Origin of the sequence: Vogesella sp. XCS3, from assembly GCF_020616155.1 — a bacterium.
GTDB lineage: Bacteria > Pseudomonadota > Gammaproteobacteria > Burkholderiales > Chromobacteriaceae > Vogesella.
In genome coordinates, this window is record NZ_CP085531.1 from 133,639 (window position 1) to 151,158 (window position 17,520).

23 protein-coding genes are annotated in these 17,520 nt (G+C 53.4%); 13 read left to right on the forward strand and 10 right to left on the reverse strand.

Features of this window, described 5'->3' with window-relative positions; translation table 11 throughout:
• Window positions 1-59 precede the first annotated feature (59 nt).
• The 3 genes from LCH97_RS18505 to LCH97_RS18515 are packed head-to-tail and all read left to right on the forward strand — an operon-like array spanning window position 60 to window position 1,263.
• On the forward strand, window positions 60-497 hold the full coding sequence (locus LCH97_RS18505; protein WP_227305569.1) for a hypothetical protein: 438 nt from the start codon (window positions 60-62) through the stop codon (window positions 495-497).
• Window positions 498-510: 13 nt separating this feature from the next.
• Complete coding sequence (locus LCH97_RS18510; RefSeq protein WP_227305571.1) at window positions 511-831, forward strand: hypothetical protein; 321 nt, start codon at window positions 511-513, stop codon at window positions 829-831.
• A gap of 48 nt (window positions 832-879) precedes the next feature.
• Window positions 880-1,263: a hypothetical protein gene (locus LCH97_RS18515; RefSeq protein WP_227305573.1), complete on the forward strand. Its 384-nt coding sequence runs from the start codon at window positions 880-882 to the stop codon at window positions 1,261-1,263.
• Between the two features lie 468 nt (window positions 1,264-1,731).
• On the opposite strand, the gene LCH97_RS18520 is transcribed toward LCH97_RS18515, so the two are convergent.
• From LCH97_RS18520 to LCH97_RS18555, 8 genes are all read right to left on the reverse strand, one after another.
• Window positions 1,732-1,968, reverse strand: coding sequence for a hypothetical protein (locus LCH97_RS18520; RefSeq protein ID WP_227305575.1), 237 nt, complete (start codon window positions 1,966-1,968; stop codon window positions 1,732-1,734).
• A gap of 11 nt (window positions 1,969-1,979) precedes the next feature.
• A complete protein-coding gene (locus tag LCH97_RS18525; protein ID WP_227305577.1) occupies window positions 1,980-2,234 on the reverse strand; it encodes a hypothetical protein in 255 nt (84 codons plus the stop codon).
• Window positions 2,235-2,266: 32 nt separating this feature from the next.
• Window positions 2,267-2,533, reverse strand: coding sequence for a hypothetical protein (locus LCH97_RS18530; protein WP_227305579.1), 267 nt, complete (start codon window positions 2,531-2,533; stop codon window positions 2,267-2,269).
• Window positions 2,534-2,579: 46 nt separating this feature from the next.
• Complete coding sequence (locus LCH97_RS18535; RefSeq protein WP_227305581.1) at window positions 2,580-2,975, reverse strand: hypothetical protein; 396 nt, start codon at window positions 2,973-2,975, stop codon at window positions 2,580-2,582.
• A 46-nt stretch (window positions 2,976-3,021) separates the two neighbouring features.
• Window positions 3,022-3,276, reverse strand: a complete 255-nt coding sequence (locus LCH97_RS18540; protein ID WP_227305583.1) for a hypothetical protein — start codon at window positions 3,274-3,276, stop codon at window positions 3,022-3,024.
• A gap of 103 nt (window positions 3,277-3,379) precedes the next feature.
• Entirely contained in the window at window positions 3,380-3,979 is a 600-nt protein-coding gene (locus tag LCH97_RS18545; RefSeq protein WP_227305585.1) for a hypothetical protein, read from the reverse strand.
• Window positions 3,980-4,665: 686 nt separating this feature from the next.
• The gene (locus tag LCH97_RS18550) at window positions 4,666-5,181 is read right to left on the reverse strand and encodes a hypothetical protein (RefSeq protein WP_227305587.1); all 516 of its coding nucleotides are present in this window, start codon (window positions 5,179-5,181) and stop codon (window positions 4,666-4,668) included.
• Window positions 5,182-5,197: 16 nt separating this feature from the next.
• Window positions 5,198-5,470: a hypothetical protein gene (locus tag LCH97_RS18555; RefSeq protein ID WP_227305589.1), complete on the reverse strand. Its 273-nt coding sequence runs from the start codon at window positions 5,468-5,470 to the stop codon at window positions 5,198-5,200.
• A gap of 253 nt (window positions 5,471-5,723) precedes the next feature.
• Between LCH97_RS18555 and LCH97_RS18560 the strand changes: the two genes are divergently transcribed.
• A complete protein-coding gene (locus tag LCH97_RS18560) occupies window positions 5,724-5,945 on the forward strand; it encodes a hypothetical protein (RefSeq protein ID WP_227305591.1) in 222 nt (73 codons plus the stop codon).
• Window positions 5,946-6,080: 135 nt separating this feature from the next.
• Here LCH97_RS18560 and LCH97_RS18565 read toward each other — a convergent pair whose 3' ends face one another.
• Window positions 6,081-7,592 (reverse strand): DEAD/DEAH box helicase, encoded by a 1,512-nt coding sequence (locus tag LCH97_RS18565; RefSeq protein WP_227305593.1) that lies wholly within the window; start codon window positions 7,590-7,592, stop codon window positions 6,081-6,083.
• Entirely contained in the window at window positions 7,589-7,966 is a 378-nt protein-coding gene (locus LCH97_RS18570; protein ID WP_227305595.1) for a hypothetical protein, read from the reverse strand. The genes LCH97_RS18565 and LCH97_RS18570 overlap by 4 nt, the downstream gene beginning before the upstream one ends.
• 191 nt (window positions 7,967-8,157) lie before the next feature.
• On the opposite strand from LCH97_RS18570, the gene LCH97_RS18575 reads away from it, so the two are divergent.
• From LCH97_RS18575 to LCH97_RS18615, 9 genes are all read left to right on the forward strand, one after another.
• Window positions 8,158-8,673 (forward strand): hypothetical protein, encoded by a 516-nt coding sequence (locus LCH97_RS18575; protein ID WP_227305597.1) that lies wholly within the window; start codon window positions 8,158-8,160, stop codon window positions 8,671-8,673.
• 3 nt (window positions 8,674-8,676) lie between these two features.
• Window positions 8,677-9,843 carry a DNA cytosine methyltransferase gene (locus LCH97_RS18580; protein ID WP_227305599.1) on the forward strand — a complete coding sequence of 389 codons (1,167 nt, stop codon included), beginning with the start codon at window positions 8,677-8,679 and terminating at the stop codon, window positions 9,841-9,843.
• A 9-nt stretch (window positions 9,844-9,852) separates the two neighbouring features.
• Window positions 9,853-10,785, forward strand: coding sequence for an IS5 family transposase (locus LCH97_RS18585; protein ID WP_227301451.1), 933 nt, complete (start codon window positions 9,853-9,855; stop codon window positions 10,783-10,785).
• Window positions 10,786-10,861: 76 nt separating this feature from the next.
• On the forward strand, window positions 10,862-11,179 hold the full coding sequence (locus tag LCH97_RS18590) for a hypothetical protein (protein WP_227305601.1): 318 nt from the start codon (window positions 10,862-10,864) through the stop codon (window positions 11,177-11,179).
• Between the two features lie 119 nt (window positions 11,180-11,298).
• The gene (locus LCH97_RS18595; RefSeq protein WP_227305603.1) at window positions 11,299-12,075 is read left to right on the forward strand and encodes a hypothetical protein; all 777 of its coding nucleotides are present in this window, start codon (window positions 11,299-11,301) and stop codon (window positions 12,073-12,075) included.
• Window positions 12,076-12,085: 10 nt separating this feature from the next.
• Window positions 12,086-13,183, forward strand: a complete 1,098-nt coding sequence (locus LCH97_RS18600; protein WP_227305605.1) for a DUF5131 family protein — start codon at window positions 12,086-12,088, stop codon at window positions 13,181-13,183.
• A gap of 81 nt (window positions 13,184-13,264) precedes the next feature.
• Complete coding sequence (locus tag LCH97_RS18605; RefSeq protein ID WP_227305607.1) at window positions 13,265-15,655, forward strand: ATP-binding protein; 2,391 nt, start codon at window positions 13,265-13,267, stop codon at window positions 15,653-15,655.
• Between the two features lie 145 nt (window positions 15,656-15,800).
• Window positions 15,801-16,100: a hypothetical protein gene (locus LCH97_RS18610; RefSeq protein ID WP_227305609.1), complete on the forward strand. Its 300-nt coding sequence runs from the start codon at window positions 15,801-15,803 to the stop codon at window positions 16,098-16,100.
• A gap of 1 nt (window position 16,101) precedes the next feature.
• Window positions 16,102-17,514 (forward strand): DNA cytosine methyltransferase, encoded by a 1,413-nt coding sequence (locus tag LCH97_RS18615; protein ID WP_227305611.1) that lies wholly within the window; start codon window positions 16,102-16,104, stop codon window positions 17,512-17,514.
• The last annotated feature ends 6 nt before the right edge of the window (window positions 17,515-17,520 follow it).

Sequence of the window (17,520 nt, forward strand, 5' to 3'; positions counted from 1 at the left end):
GGCCGATTTGCTTCAAACTGTCAGCCTATGCATTAAGGATGCGATTTGGGAGCGATAGGATGCAAGACGATTTGCTGAGCTTTGCTGAGGCCGTAGCCCGGCTTCAGGCTTACCCGGAGGCACACAGCTTTGCGGTGCTTCCGATCCAGAGAGGTGCTGAGGTTGTTGGTGGCACTGTTTTCACGCTGTCGAGCTATGACGACGATGACGATGAATACATCTCGATGTCGGCCGAAGGCGGTCTTTTCGGCGATAGCTGCGGATTCGAAGACACTCATGACCTGGAAAGCTTTGACGCGGATTTGGCGCAGATCAAACAGCAGTACGGGTTGGACCCGCGAGAACTACGCTACAAGGCTTGCACGCCCGAACAAATGGGCATGGCCACCGGTATGCAAACAGAGTTTGCCGTTGCCGCCCTCAACGGTTATCCGGACGGGGAGGTGCCTGGCCGGAGCACGATCATCAAACTGATCGAGCAGCACCTGTCAGCGTGAGGGCCACTGCGTAATGAAGACCTACCCGATTTCCGTGGCTAGAAACTACTACAGTGGATCTGACCCGAAGAAGAAGGCCAAAGCCGCCGCCGAGAACCGAGATGCGGCCACGTTGGAAAATCATGTGAATCAGCTGCTGCTCAGCCAGAAGGCTCCTGTCTGCACTTATGGCTGGATGGAGATCTCTCGTGGGTGCGGCTTGCCGTATGAGACGGTTGCACGCTTGGGGTATTCAATTGATGGTGGCAGCAATGGCTTTACAGCCTGGCGGCATGACATGAGTTATGAGGCCGCTCTGGAAGCTCACAAGAATGGCAGCGCCAAGGAAGACTGATCTTCCTCTGGGCACAATTCCGTCATCTACAACCTATGAGGCGTCTTGATGAAGTCGATACTCCCGCTTGTTTTTGTTTCTGTGCTTACGGCCTGCTCTTCAAATGGCGGGCCGAGCACAGAAGCTGTTTCGTCCGGTTTTATTCAAACCTTGAAGGTTGCCAGGGCGGAGAATCGTTACCTGTCATTTGACAAGGTCGAGAACATCAGCTGCAAGGAAGCCGGGACAGAGTGGGCCTGTGATGTTGATTTGGCCTTCCACTCCAAGCAGTCTGGCCAATCATTCGCCGGTAAGTACCAGGTGAAGATGGTAAGCAGTAACGGGAAGTGGAATGTGACCAGCTGGTCGCATCAGTCGGGTGACAATGTAGCCGGCAGTGGCGAGACCGGCAGCAATACGACGGCCGGGCTGGCAAAGATCATGGCCCAGTAACCACAAATGGGAAGCTAAAAACAAGACAGGGCACCTCCCCGTTAAGAGAAGTGCCCCGCTTAGCTAGTGTAGGGTGAGTACACATACGTATAACTGTCGCAAGTTTAGTATCGTCTACCGCCGTCCACTGGTCAAGCTCCCCGCACGTCTTTTTTTCCTGGATTTTTTTAATCTGGCGCGAATTCTGCTTGTAATGGATTTTCCGCCCTAATTCTGCCAAATGCCATCTTCGTCATATCCAGCCGGCCAAATGGGCTTTGCCCAATATCGAACAACCTGGTCCGCATCAAGTGGGTCACCCGCTGAGGTTGTGCCAATATGGTATTCACCCTCTGCATAGAAGCCAGTCACCATATCGCCAACTCGGCCGGCGCTTCCTGTGAATTCGACAATCAGAAGCAGGGAGTTATCTGGAGGTTGATGGATAGCTGCGTCCATCCATTTTATCTGTTCAGGCATTTCTGGTCTCTATTCCGTTCCGTGGATACGTTCATATGCGGCCAGTGGATCTCGGCTAGACAGTTCAGCAAGCTGCGGGGCAAGGGCGTGAAGCACGTTCCAAGCCTGAGCGATAGCCTTGTGTTCCTCCCGGAAATACTGGATCGATACCAACTCCTCAAGCGCTGCTTTCAAGCGGTCATCGGACAGCTCTGGCACCTCGGCACGGGGCACGTATTCGACTCCATCAATCAGCACAGTTGGCATGGTCATTTCCGCTACTTGCTGCACAATGTATTCTGGCCCGGCTCATGGCGGACGCCACACTCACCGCAGGGCTCGGCTGGCGTGGTTGCGGCTTGAAGGGTATGCACAGCGTTCCACAGCGTGTTACTCCAGTCGGTCAGTCCGTTCCAGCGACAGAATTCCGCAAACGCCTGCTTCGGTGTCATCTGTTTGATGTCATCATCCGTATGGCCGCGCTTTTGCAAGTCAGTCAGGATGTCTGCTGGAATTTTGTTTAGGTTCAGCATGAATTATGTCCTTTGGAAATTTTCCAGCGGCGTTAAATTTTCTTGCAAGTCTGTTTTTCGACGACCCAGCCGGACTCGTTCGCCGTTGGGTATTTGACCAAAGTAAGGTCACAGGACTGGTCCAGAATGCGAGCGTGTACCGTGGCGTGATCGCCCTTCACTACAGGGGTATCAACCAGGGTAAAGAGCTGGCCGAGGTAAGCAGGGACCATGGCCTTAGCTGCTGCTGCGCTGCCTGGGGCATCTGCTGCGTGGGCCAGCGGCGTCAGCAAGGCGAGGAAGAGTGCCAGTTTCTTCATGTCTTCGTATTCCTTATCGTCTCGGTCGTAGCCAGCCGTTTCCGTTCTAGATTCCGCACCGCTCGGTGCGCTTGATCTTCCCGTTCTCCATGTAGAAAACGAGGACATCGCCGCAGGCTCCAGCCTTCTCCATCTGAGTAATGACTTTGCCTCTGGCCACCCAGCCTTTGCGCACCACCAGCATCGCGCCATTCGGGCCGTGGCCAGCGAAGTGCGTTTCACGCCGTATGCTATCTTTGTAACGCTGGGCGGCTACCTTGCCCGCAAGCCAGTCAGCATAGCGTTGACCTTCCAGATGCGCAGGTGCGTGGCGCTCATACAGTCTGCTGCCAATGCGCTGCTTGCCTTGCAGGCCAGTTTCCCAGCCAGTAAGCACGTCAGTATTGAACCGGCCAACCTGCTCAGTAATGAGGTCGATCAGCTCTTGTGTCAGCTTGGCCATGCAAGCCTCCATCTGTGCCGCCGGTTATTGATAGCTCAATCATAGCTTATTTATCGTGGGGCACCACATTTATTTTATGCCATTCGACCAGAGCTGTCTCAATTGCGCTACGCTCGGACGGATGTTGGGCGGCCAGCGCCTCCAGCGCCTTCGCCGCTTCCGGACTGAGGCGCACATTGCGCAGCACCCGTCCGCCAGCATCGATCAGATCCTTGTCACGCTTGGCGGAACGCTCTGTACTGCTCATCGCCTGTCCGGTGGCCGGGCGGCCAGGGCCTGCTTTTTTCTGCTCTTCGCTCAATGCTCTGCTCCTGGCGCAACAAAGGCCGCGTTGTGGCGGCCTGGCGTATCGAATCCTCTGATGCCGGTGATGCCGGCATGGGTAAGGCAACTGTTTCCCGATTTCATAAGAAGTGATCGATGTCGAGGCTGATGTAGGTCCAAGCCAAGTACCGCGCAAGTCGCGGATCGTCTTTGTCAAGCTCGTCTACGATTCTGGCCTCTTCAGGTAGGATCTGATGTAAGTCTTGCCCCGGAATCCCCTCACGAGACCCGAACTCAGCGGCTTTCGCTGTCATATCACGGTATGAGATGCCGCCCTGCAATAATCCCTCATCATCACGCTTGACCAACCAATCAACCGCGACCCTAGCATACCAAAGGGTCACACATAGGAAGAGAATACTATCGTCGTCATCGTGAAATTTCTGTTTAGAGCGCGCCGAAGGCGTTTTGCGCAAGTATGCGATTGCATGTTCACGCCAGTCGGTGATTGCTTCTCGTATGTCATGCTTGCCAAGAACGTCAACGATGTTCATGACTTTCGCTACACGCAGATCGTGCCACTCGTCGGCAGCTTTACTGTAGGCCGCGACCATCATCGGGTTGGGATTCAATCCAACAAAGCAACCCCTCGGTCTCTCTTGCGGCATATCCAGTAGGCGTTCGTAAATCTCCACAAGATGGCCACGCGCTTCGCTGACATACCGCCACGTGCTACTCATTGCCGACAGTCCTTGTCCGAGGGTTATTCGTCTATGAGCTTGGACTCATCCACGGCTTCATATAACCCACCAATGGCTCGACCGTGACGTTGTAGAATCTTTTTCATAGAAATTTCCGTCTGTTAGTCGCCGTATGGGCGTGAAGAAGACCGTCTGCCCAGTCCCGATCAAATCCGGGCATGGCAGGGAGCTCCAAGTCGGACGGCAGCGCATCAATGTAGTCGAGTGCAGCCCCAAGAGCTGCTCTCAGTTCCAAAATCAGGGCTTGGTCATCCATAGTCATTTTCCGCCCTGACCAGCTATCGTGCTGCGCGGTATGCCGCTATGGCAGCCCGTGCAGTCTTTGCTACTACTCGAATCTCATGACGTGAAAATCCATATGGCGCATCCAAATCGCTTACAAAGCATTGCTTGACCTGAGTTGCAGTGAGTTTTCCATCTGTATCTGACCACACATCAAATTCCATTATAAAATTCTTTTCTGAGTTGTTTAGTAACACCCTTGCGAGTCGGAGAATGTCCCATTGATCGCATGGTGGTGAGCCATGTGGGTAGATTGCAGACACAGCTTGCAATCTACTGCGTCTCCGTTTGCTGTCACGCTCTCGCGAACATATCCGCATGCGGTCTGGTGCGTGTATTCGTACTCTGTCTGCCCTTGGTTTCGGCAGTCGTTCTAGGAAGTTCTACACATTCACCGGATCGGCATCAACTCTGGCTTCGGCCTCGATCGGCATGAAAATTTCATCCACCTTCGGCCGGTCAACAAAGCCCTCTCGGAATGTCAATCGCATTCCCTTGCCCATCGTTCCGAATAGGCCATAAGATTTCCAGTTGCAGGCTTCGCCATTGGTACGATTCAGGCCAGAATCACACTCATACGGATTGTTCGATTTTCCACCACAGGACGGGCAGCGATATTCTCTACTTGGATAGCGCTTCTGGAACTCAGCAAGATTTTCCAGCACATTCACCCCGTCCAGCGAAGGGAAATTTGCTTCCTGATAGTAATTGATGGCAGTGCATGTCCGGTTCTTCTCGAACGCGGTCAGCAAATCAGCCTTCGGGACATTGAGAACTGCCGAGTATTCTGCAAGCATCTTGAGCAGAAAATCCTCAATCTTGGCGGCTCGTTCCTCACCAGTCGCCCCCGGCCATGAGTCGCGGGCCTGCTGCTTCAGTTGCTCAATCATCTGTTCCATGGTTTCCCTTTAAATGCTAGTTCTGTTTGGTAACTCGTTGACCGAGCGAAATCAGTTTTGCCCGATAGACTCGCTGCACGAGCGTATCCAGGTGCCGTCTGGCCGAGTTGGCCATGAACTCTCTGGCCGTTCTGTCCGTCTGGCGCTCAAGGTCAGTAATGAGCCTGGCCAACTCGCTGAGCTGCCAGTCCATTGCGTCGATTTCTTCTGCTACGGTTGACCGGTTTGGATCAAGCTCCTTGGCAGCTTGATCACGGTATTGCGCCATCAGTTCATCGAAGCCAGGCATGTTTTATTTAGTCAAAAAGTGGTTATCGAATTGGGGTAGGCATCAAGTCTGGCTTGCCACAGCAGTTCCAAGCCAATTGCGCCTGCATGGCGGACTTGTAGCCAACAGTAATAGGAGCAACAACACAACCATGGAATTTGCAGGCCACATACCAAGAATCATCGCCGTCCTGCTCAACTGCTGGGGCAGACTTGCACCAGGGACATGGCCTTAGCCCATAGGTAGCCATTGATGCTTACTTCCGGAGAAGGGGATGCAGGACATCACCAAGCAACTCGACCATTGCCATTGCCACCTTGGCACGGGCCTCTGGTCGGCCAATCCGTTTCGGTTTTGGGGTCTGTTTGAGCCGGTCGATCTCGGCTTTCCGGCGCTTTGCGGCTCCCATGATGATCATCCTTTCTTGCAGTTACTTATTGCGGTTTTTACGGCGAGATACTGCGGCAATTTTTCGCTTCGCCTTCTGGCCAGGTGAGGCCGACGGCCATGTGCCGCGATGATCCGGATAAGTTGGTTTGCATGATCGACCCGTTCTTGCTTCGTGCTCATGACCCTGTCTCGCCTTTCAATTTTGCGTCCATCTGATCCATATTCCTTGTGGCTTTCTGCGCTATGCAGCACAAGCCACCCCCACTTTGTTGAGATAGGATTCGGCTAGGCGCTTCACATTGCCGGTTTCTACCTCTAGCTTCTCAATCAGTTCCGCATTCGGGTCACGTACCGCTTCGATCTGGTTGCGCTTCAGCCCCAGGACATCAGCGATGATCGGATCTGAGCCTTCTTCAGCAATCAAGAAGTAGGCCATTACCGCTTCTGTCTGCTCGTCGCGGTCCACACGGCCGATGCACTGCTCATGTACGCCGGGACTCCAGTCCAGTTCGCCGAACACGACCGTGCGGCAATGGTGCTGCAAACCATCCAGGCCAGCACCAGATCGGAGCGAAATGATGAGCAACCGGCAGTCGCCCTCAGTAAAGGCCAGTTTGGCGGCTTCTTTTTCCTTTGGGGACTCGGTCCCGGTGTACAGTCGCGGCTTGAAGGCAGCAAGCTGCTCAAGCCAAATGCCATACACCTCACGGTGCCAGCCGTACAAGACAACTTTTTCGCCGTTCTCCAGCAGCAGGCGCACAAATTCCGCCACGAACGGAGCTTTTGATATTCCGGTGGCTTGCCGCATCAGGACGTTGAATTCCTCGCTGGCCCGAAATTTCTCACCTCGATAGTTCTGCTGGGCGGCTAGGATTGTCTTGGCCAACTCAACCGCAGAGCCTTTGATCTTGTCCAGGGCGGCTTGATCGCACTCGACGTACTGGGGAATCTTGGTGACTGGGGGCAGCTCGCGGCCAACATCCGCACGGGTGCGGCGAAGCATGATCCCTTCGCGGCGGAGGTATTCACCGAATGCACGGGGGTCAGCGATGCTTTCCTTGTCGTTGCACCACTCCCGGCAGAATTCTTCCTTGGTCCCAAGAACACCTGGGCGGACCACATCAATGACGTTAAAGAATTCGACGCCATAGTTATATATGGGCGTTGCTGATAGCCCTAACCGCAACGGAGCCTTGGAAGCGATGAATTTAGCGGCGGCATACTTATTCGATTCGGTACGGCGCAGTTCTTGTATCTCGTCAAACACCAGGATCTCGGCGGCCCATTGGCTAGGAAGGTGGGTGAGGGTAACGACCAGAACTGGCAGGTTCTGCTTGCGGGCCATGGCGCAAATGCTGGTTACTGTTTTCCCGAGACCAACCTGATCAGCAAGCAGCAGCCCTTCTTTGACGTGCAGCAAGGTGGCCGCCTGGCACTGGTATTCGCGTGCTGGGATGGCCAGCTCGAAATCATCCGGAGGCATCCGGTGTTGGAGTAGGGCTGCAACAACGTTTTCTTGTTCAATGTGCTCAGCAGCTCGGTGGGCCATATGATCCCGCCCATGGATTTCCATGGGGTAACGTTCGACTAACCACAGAAGATCTCTGCAATTTTCAGGATTGTCCGAGAGAATAATGCTATCCCCAGCTCGCTGGTCAACTTCAGGGAACAGCCGCTTGATTTTCGTGCGAACATGCGCCTCGCACGCGATATGCCAGTGATCACCTTTGTGGGTTATTTGTCCGAAATTCACAGTAGGCTCCTCAGTAGTCGCAGGCTTTTTATGGATTTTCCACCCAGCTCAGCAGGAACGCGGGGCAGCCAGTGCGGCGTACCAACAACGATGATCTCCTCAATCCCTTCATGCTTTGCATAGCGCGAGATCTGGCGCAAAAGCGCTGCGAGCGAGCCTTGAATCTTTACCTCAATCGCAACCGTACCCACCATGAAGTCAGGACGATCTGCCTTGCTAAGCGATTCTTCACGCTGAAAGGCGATACAGCTCTGTTCCAGCACCTTGGCAATGCCGTCTTGAAGATCCTTCTCTGACGCGAAGCTGAACCGGAATCCCGCTAAAATTTGCTTCAGGCGCTCTGCGTCACAAGTTGTTTCTGGCAGCAAACTCATTTTTCTCACCTGGTAATCGTGTTGCTTGCATGGTGACATGTAAGTCACCCTCCAAAAAAGTGACCAAGCCCATGTCATGGCGGCTTGGAAAATCCATCTTTTGTGTGTAGAGTTGTTATATATTGTTTTAGTATCGTTACTATTATAGTGAACAACTTATTGAAACGATGCAACTCGGAAAGGGATGCGACATGGGCTTCAACACTTACTTCTCCGGAACATTCCGTCTGGCCGACGATGTGGACGTACAGGACGTTATTCGTCCTTTCACCGATGGAGGGTATGGCAAGCGACGCGATGAGTTTGAACTCGATGAGAACGAGGATGGATCGTTCCATATCCACCTCAATGGAGAGGTCTCTCGGGATTTCTACACGGACGGGGACTTCAAAAAATTCAAAGACCTGCTTGCGCAAGGCGTGGTTGGCGTGGCCAGCTTTGAATGCCAAGACTTGGACACTGGCTCTACGGATGAAATGCACTGGTTCGAACATGTCTACAGACCCGGCACGCCCCTGCGTGATATCTGGAAGGCAGAAGCGAAGAATGCAGCATCTCAGATCTCCCGCTACATGTCGGGCGTTGACGAGTCAAAGCTGGCCGAGGCCATCCTTCAGCTCAAGAGCGCTTACAGCACACCAGAGCACGTAGCAAAAGCCGTCGTCACCAGCCCGGCCATGCTAGCAACTCCGACCATTGCGAGGTGAGTCATGGATCGTAAGAAAACTGACGTTTGGGTAAAACAAATTGGGCAAAACCGTGGCGCACCACGCATCTGGCTTGATGGCATTCAAGCCATCCGGGCGGGTTTTGCACCAGGTGACAAATACGATCTCGAAGTTGACGGCGATCGCGTAGTTCTGACGATTAACCAGGATGGCTCGCGGACGGTGTCCACCAAGAAGAAAGGGGAGCGCCTGTTGCCTGTGGTAGACATTAACAGCAAGGAGCTTCTTCGCGCCTTTCAAGGCATGGAAGCCATCCGTGTTGTAGTGCAAAAAGGCAGGGTGTTTTTACTTCCATTGGCATCTGAGCTTCAGATCCGCGAGCGCCGACAACGATTAATCAACAAGCTGGCCAACAACACACCGCTGAAGATGGGTAGTTTATCGCATGGCGGTGGTGTTCTGTCACGCGCAATCCATGAAGGTCTGATTAGGGCCGGCGTCAAAGCCGAAATGGCATTTGCTAACGAAATCCGTGAAGACCTTCTATCTCATGCAATTGAGCACAATGATGTTTGGGGCGAAGAAACTGAGGCGTTGGCTATTCCAGTTCAAGAGTTGGTCCAAGACGAATGGCTTATGCAACGCCTGCCAAAACTTGAAATTTTGGAGATGGGTCTGCCCTGCAGCGGAGCAAGTTCGGCCGGTAAGGCGAAGCGTGGTCTTTCCATGATGGAGGATCATCCTGAAATTGGTCACCTCGTTTTCGCAGCACTGGCAGTAATAAATCGCGTCCAGCCCACCATACTCCAACTTGAAAATGTGGTTAATTACAGTAAAACCGCATCCGCTCAGATATTGCGGCATCAATTGCGCGATATGGGATATACGGTGCATGAAGCAGTCCTTGAAGGGAAGGACTGGGGCATCCTTGAAAATAGAGTTCGCTGGTGCTTGGTGGCCACGACCAGAGGCATTGAATTTGACTTTGATAAGATCGCACCCGCCGTCAAGGTCGTGAAAAAGCTCGGCGATTATCTCGAAGAGATCCCTGAGGATGATCCAAGGTGGAGCGAAATGCGCGGACTAAAGGAAAAAGAAGTCCGCGATGCCGAGCTGGGCCGAAACTTCAAAATGCAAGTTTTCAATGCCGAATCAACACATATCGGCACGGCTTTGTTGCACAAATCAGTGCTTGCGTCCGTCCGGTAGAATGACCGCATGAGCAAGCCCCTTCCTCCCAAGTACCAAACCATCAACTGGCAGTCATACAACCAGTCCCTCAAGCAACGAGGGCAGCTCCTTCTCTGGCTCGACAAAGGCATGAACTGGTTGGCACCGGCTACCGGCAGGCGGGGACGGCAGCTAACTTTTTCTGATGCTGCCATCCAGTTCTGTCTCACCATCAAATGCCTCTTTGGCCTGGCGCTACGGCAAGCCACAGGTATGGTCGAAAGTATGTTGCGCCTGGCTGGCCTTGACTGGGCCGTCCCCGACTTCAGCACGCTTTCCCGCCGCCAGAAAGACCTGCAAGTCCGCATCCCGGTACAGAAAAAGCAAGGTTGTCTGCATCTCTTGGTGGATAGCACCGGCATCAAGATGATGGGTGAAGGCGAGTGGAAGGTGAAAAAGCATGGCGCTGATTACCGCCGCCAATGGCGCAAGCTGCATCTGGGCATAGATGCGCAAACGCTGGAAATCCGGGCAATGGAAGTGACCGACAATCGCACTGGAGATGCCACGATGCTGCCAGAGCTGCTATCGCAAATTCCGGCGGGAGAGGGACTGGTAACCGTCACCACGGATGGGGCGTACGACACACGCCTATGTTACGCAGCGATTGCAGAGCGTGGGGCGGCAGCCATCATTCCCCCACGTCGAAATGGCCAATTCTGGAAAGGGAATTTACGGGGCAATCAGGCTCGCAATGAGTCGCTACGAGCGGTGAAGTATCTGGGGCGCGCGCTCTGGAAAAAGTGGAGTGGCTACCATCGCCGCAGCTTGGTCGAAACGAAGATGCACTGTTTCAAATTGCTGGCAGATCGGGTTAAGTCACGGGACTTTGACCGGCAAGTAGCGGAGCTTCAAATCTGTGCAGCGATTCTGAATCGCTTCACAGCACTGGGCACGCCGCAAACGGTCCGTATGGGATAAATCCGTCTGGGGATTGGGGTAGTTCGACCTACGGCTGATTTGTGCAACAAAGCCTATCGGCACTCTGACTAAAGGCATGCAAAAAAATCGTTCCACTGATCCCAAGATTGCACACCCAACCAATCCCGATTTACTCAGGATTCCTACAGCCAGAGAACATTGTTTGATTAAGGGTATTTCGCCATCGCTGATAGAAGGCCTAAGCGAAACAACTGCCCATGAGTTGCTGGGACAAAGCATCATTTATAACCCATTCGTTTCTGTCGGCGAACGCATCGCCGAGAGCATTATGGCGGTTATGGAGGAGATTGGCATACCGATCGAACCCGCTGAAAGCATCGATACTCCAGCGCCTAAATTGGCGACCAGGACACGATCCTATGGTGTCGGTTAGTTTGCTAAAATTCCATGTATTTTTGATGATGGTCACTTGTTTCAGTGAAATGCATTTTGCAAACTATCCGGAGCTTTATTCAAAGTGATATTTCAATTTTATCTGGATAGGTGGTGAATATGAGTGAAAATTTCAAGCAGTGCGGTGAGCGATCTGGAGTGTACGCCGTTCGGTTCCGCAGCAACTGGGATGGAGAGGGCGACATCTTGATGGTGTTTGCCTCCCTGTCGGCTGATGGCAAGTGGGTAGACGAGGAGACCAACAAACCCCTGTTGGAGTACGAAGGCGATGAGATTTTGCAAGCATGGTTGTTGAATGACCCTGAAGATCTACCAGATGCCATGACCCAGGCGGCAGCGTCTCTGGAGGACAACAATTGTCTTGAGCAGGCATTCGCACTGCGCACCTGGTTTGCCATGGGCATTTCTGTGCCGGCGCTGTCGCCCCCCAGCCATTCCGACGATGCAGCCGTTGATCGCTTTGCCGCCGCGATGAAGGCCAAGCTTGCCATGGCTCGCGTCAAGGGCCGTGGTGGCTGGGATGACCCCGCACAATGCTCTGTCGAGCTTCTTGCGAAGTTGCTTGTTGGCCATGTAGGCAAGGGCAATACCGGCAATTTCGAAGACATTGCCAATTTGGCCATGATGCTCCACCAGCGGAACGCCGATCCGAAAGTTTTGGCTGAAGCAGCAGCGGCCGCCGCACATGACACAGCAGAGAAGAACGACCCTGCACTGGCTGTCCTCCGATTCATGATGACACTGGATGACCATGATGCGATGGACTACCTCCGCGCATGGAACGAGGGCTGCTTCGCAGAGTGCCGCAAGGAATGGCCGGAAGCGCCGGCAGAATGCTACATCGGCGCAGATCCGCTGTACGTCATCGGCTCGTGAAAGGTTAGCCATGTCCGCGAAAACAGGGATTGAATGGACCGATGCAACCTGGAACCCGGTTACTGGGTGCGCAAAAGTCAGTCAAGGCTGTCGGAACTGCTACGCATTGCGCGATTGGCCGCGCATGGCAGCCGCACAGCATACCGTTTATTACGGGCGCGAGTTCACCGATGTGCAGTGTCACCGAGAACGGCTGGAGCAGCCGATCCGTTGGAGAAGGCCGCGCATGATTTTCGTGAACTCGATGTCGGATCTGTTTCACGAAAGTGTGCCGGACGAGTTCATCGACAGTGTCTTTGCTGTGATGGCCATTGCTGACCAGCACACGTTCCAGGTGTTGACAAAGCGGCCAGAGCGCATGCAGCGCTACATGCTCACCCTTCAGGCTCGTTCGCAAGAGATAGCCCAGGCCGCCATGAACGTTCTGAATGGCAACTATTGGTCCGATGGTGACGGCATGTGGGATTGCGTCGCTCACCGGATCGATGCTGGCCCGCTACCTAATGTCTGGCTAGGCGTTTCAGTTGAAGACCAAGCGACGGCAGACGAGCGTATCCCACACCTGCTTCAGACTTCTGCGGCCGTACGCTGGATCAGTGCTGAGCCGCTGTTGGGACCGGTTGACCTGTCCGGTGAGTACCTGGCTAAAAAGCTGGGGGGGAGGTATCCGTTCCCAAGCCTGGCAGATGAACACAGGACAAAATTGATCGACTTACTGGACTGGGTCGTTGTCGGCGGCGAGTCCGGCCGCAAGGCACGCCCTATGCATCCGGCGTGGGCGCGCATGTTGCGGGATCAATGCAAAGCGGCCGGCGTGCAATTCCTGTTCAAACAGTGGGGCGAGTGGAAGCCAATCAGTGAAATGGCTGATGAAGAGTGTGACGCGCTGTATCGCTCCAACCGAGTCGCTAAAGAAGGCGAAGATCAGCGCGTTCTGGATGACATTTATGGGAGGACATGCCGCGTTGAAACGGCTGCTATCGGTGACGGTGGCGAGTGCGGTTTTGATGTGGCCTACCGCAACAATGGCATGCAGATGTTCCAGGTTGGCAAAAAAGCAGCTGGCCGGCTGCTCGATGGTGCGGGCCATGACTGTTATCCATCCTGATTGGCGGTTTCGCGTCGTAAGTCTGACGTTCTGATGGGCGGCATAAGTCCGTCAGAACAACAATTAACAATGAGGTGCATTGTGCTCTTACCTTTCGAACTAGATCCCCAGATCATTCACCACATCATCTACAGCCAAGCCGGCTCCATCGGAAAAGCGATCATCGAACTACTGATGAACTCTGTCGATGCCAGCGCCACGGCAGTGCGCCTCACGATGTCGAAGGATGGTTTCAGTTGCGTTGACGACGGAACCGGTTTTGCCAGTCGTGATGATGTGTTGCGCTATTTCGGTCGTTTTGGCACGCCGCACCAGGAAGGCGATGCTACCTATGGCCGTTTCCGGCTTGGGCGAGGCCAAATCATGGCTCACGCCAGCACTGCGTGGCAGTCAAACCGCTGGCAGATGATAGTCAATACCCGTTCCATGGGTTACAACTACGAGCTGGAAGACCTCGCCACTGTTACGCCTGGCTGCCACATCACAGGCTCTTGGTATGAGCCTTTGACTGATGCCGAACTGATGTCGGCTGTGCAGGAAGTGCGGGACCTGGTCCGCTACACCCCAGTCAGAGTGGAATTGAATGGACGCCTGATTACCCGTGATCCTCACGCTGAGAAGTGGGATTTCGAGGATGAGTTTGCCTACTACCGGGCAAAGGAAGACGGTGCGGTATCCATCTACAACCAGGGGGTTCTGGTTCGACATGATCCTGGCCATTTCTGGGGGGCTGGTGGTCTGATTGTGTCGAAGAAGGCCATTGCCCTGAATGTCTCTCGTACCGAAATCCTTCGTAAAACCTGCCCTGTATGGAAGTCCATCGCTAAGCAATTTGGCACACTGGCTGACGCAGTTGCTGCTCGCCTCGGAGATCATCGCAAGACCCAAGCGCGTCGAGAAAAGTCAGCGCGGGCACTACTCAGTGGTGACCCGAAAATTGTACATATCTACGAAAATGAAGAGGTAATCACCATCCTTCCGGGAAAGCATCACATCACGCTGAGTGCTTTTCTGCACAAATCACAGTGGAAGCACGGCGGGAAAATTACCATCGTTGAAAACGGCTTTGATGTGCCGAAGGGGGAGGCCATTGCGCGAGAAGGTATCGCTCAAGTGGTACACCCACAAACTCTGCAACGTTTTGGCTGCTACAGTCCAGAGGATTTCCGGGAATGCCTCGAACGTATTGCGCATAACATCCGAGAGGATGTTGCCAACAATGGCACTCAGCTTTGGGGGGTACGGGCGCTCTTTATTCCGGAGCTGATCGACTTTGCGACGTTACGGGAGGCATTCCTGGAACGAACCCGCGTCATTTCTGAAAAGGATGTACTGGACAAAGAGACTCGCCGAGCATGGGTCGCCTTGCGCTGGTGCATCCAGCAGTATGCCGGCGCATGTTCCGGAGGGGAGATGTATCGTGATGGGAGGTTACGCTACAACGACGAACACAAGATGCACATTCTGCTCGGGGAATCTAATACTGCTGAGGCATGGACCGATGGCAAGACCTATATAGCCATCGACGAGAAAATTGTGCAGCGACTGAAGAATGAACCTCTGAAGACGACAGCCTACATCTTCGGCTTGGTCGAGCATGAAGTGGCACACCAAGGAGATAGCCTTGATTGTGGCCATGACGAAGCTTTCTACCAACGCTATCACGACATCTCGATTCGCATGAGTCCTGAGCGTCAGCGCTATATCCACATGTGGCTCATGAAGTACACCGCCAGCATGGAAAGCGAGGGCAAAAAGGCCAGTGGCAAGGCATGGGCGGAACGATACCTCGTGGACAGGGCCGGTAGCGGGCGTCAGAAAAGAGGATTGTCTCGCGTGATCGATGATGTTTCGTCGCACCCGGTAGTAACCTCCGCAGTGCCCGAGGAAAGCATGTCATTCATCAACTCTGTAAATTTCCGACTTGTTACAGCGGGGCTTTGCCCTCCACCCCCTGATTGGTCGGATGTTATAGAGAAAGCCCGTCTTGTACAGCTTGAGATGGCAGAGCAGCATCGGCTTGAGATGGCAGAGCAGCATCAGCAAGAAGCCGCACTCCAGGCGGACCAGCAAGCAGCAGACGATGCTCTTTATCAGGAGTATCAGGATGAGCTGAATACTTGCAGAGCGCGATATGCCGCGCTTCTTGGAGTTGAACCAACAGAGATTAGTGATGATGCATTGAATTACATATATCACACCACTGACAGCGATGAATCTATTCGCACTGCGTGGGCTGAAAAAGAGTGGGGGCAATTTTACGACCCGGACTATCCGGATTTTCATGAGGCGATGGAGCAGCAACAAGCAGACCAAGTAGAAGACCCTCGACTACGTCTTGATGTAGCACTCAGAGACTTGGTACAGACAGGGGAAACCTGGTGGGGCTTGGAGCGGAATGCTGCTGCCGCAGGTTTCTTCAGAGTTGAAGAGTATCTTCAGTGGCGGGCTTCTGAACAACAAGCAAACTGAATTTCGCTTCCGATCAACTCAATAGAACAATCAGGACTCGCGGAATTTTGGAAAAGGCCAGTGCTTCGCTGGCCTTTTCCATTGCAGTCAATTGTTTTACCCATTGTCACTTTGGCAAACTGATTTCATTCATAGGAGTACCAAGATGAACAGATTGCCAAAATATGGCACTTCTTCGATACGCGCTTTTTCTATTAACTCAGGTGGCAGGAGGCAGAGCTGGGTTGTTATGTTATCCAGCGAAGTCGATCACAGCCTAAAAATGGAAGAGCGCTTGATTAGTGCCGACAGCAAAGAAATGGCGGAAAAGGTGGCCTTGATTGTAACGATGCTCTTGCCTCCAATTACGGTAAAGGCGCGGAAAACTGATCAATCAGATGCGGGCAAAAAATTTATCAACCTTGACATTGCCCCCTCTAAAAACTGTTTCAAACAGGTGAAATAAAGTGATAATTGCCCAAGCCAATGTTCCTGAGGTTATTACAAAAGAACTGCAGATCGCTACCATTGGGACAAAGCGAAAAATCCGTCTTTCCAGCAACTGGTTGCCACTTGTCGGATTCGAACCTGGCATCCGCCATTCTGCTGAAGCGATAGCACCGCATCAAGGAATACAGCTGAAGTTTGATACTCACGGCCGCCAGCAGGTTTATCAGCGAAAATACAACCGGCGAAAAAACAATCCATTCGAGACAGTAATTGAGATTGCAGGCCAAGCGCTCATTAATGAGGCGATCCCAGGCTATACCGAGCGGGTTCACTTTACGTTGCGTCATGGGGACATCATTATCCGGCCATTGCCGAATAGAACCTTCATGATTCGAAAGCGGCTTAAGGCTGAGCCAAAACCATTTGCCGCCATGGTTGCCATGACCAGCGGGATAGATCTGCACTGCCTCACCAATTCCGGTTTCTATATCGATAGCGTGCTGGAGTACAGACCCAAAGAAGTCCGCGACAAACAGGATCTAACCGAGTCAGGCGCACTGAATGCACTGGCCAACGCATCGCCACGACTACTGATCAATGAAGACATCAGCACGGTTGACTGGGGTAGGGTGGCGGATCTTATGCAGGATGCTCCGCAACTGGCCATCGTTCATATCAGTTTGCAGTGCGACGACTTTTCCACCAGCAAGGGAGGGAACCTGCGCCGGCAGGCTATCGAAAATCTCACTACGTCAAGAGACCTTGCCTACGACGGACTGCGGATGATTGAGACCGTCCAGCCAGCCTGCGTCATGCTGGAACAGGTAACCGGCTTCGGAGCATCGCCTGAGGCGGCAATGATCAAGTTGAAGCTCAGAAAGTGGGGCTACCACGTCACAGAAGCAAAGATGGCGGGCCGAGATTATGGCGGTATCACGCGGCGAGAACGCTACTATCTGATCGCTTCTGTCTTCCCAGGATTCGAAATGCCGGCCCCAGATATGAACAGCAAGTCCGAGTCGATCTGGGACACCATCAAGCCATTTTTGACGGGATGCCGCGATGTGAGCCACACCAAGTCATTGCAGGATGGCATTTCTGGTGGCCGTGCCAGATTGATCACCCCGCAATCAGTTTCTGCGCCGACACTACTGAAGTCGCAATCACGCCAAGCGAAGGACAGCATCTACATTGACCCACAGGACGGCCGCTACCTACTACCCAGCCTGGCCTTACAACAACGATTGAATGGCATTCCCGACACTATCAATCTCAGCTGCGTCAGCGAAACGATTGCCAGCGAGATCATCGGACAGTCTATCGAGTACCCCATGCACGAACAGATAGCCAAGGCACTACATCGGCATATTGCCGCTAACGTTGGCAGTCACAACGCTGTGATGATTCGTCACGCCTCATCTCCGAAATAGCGAAAA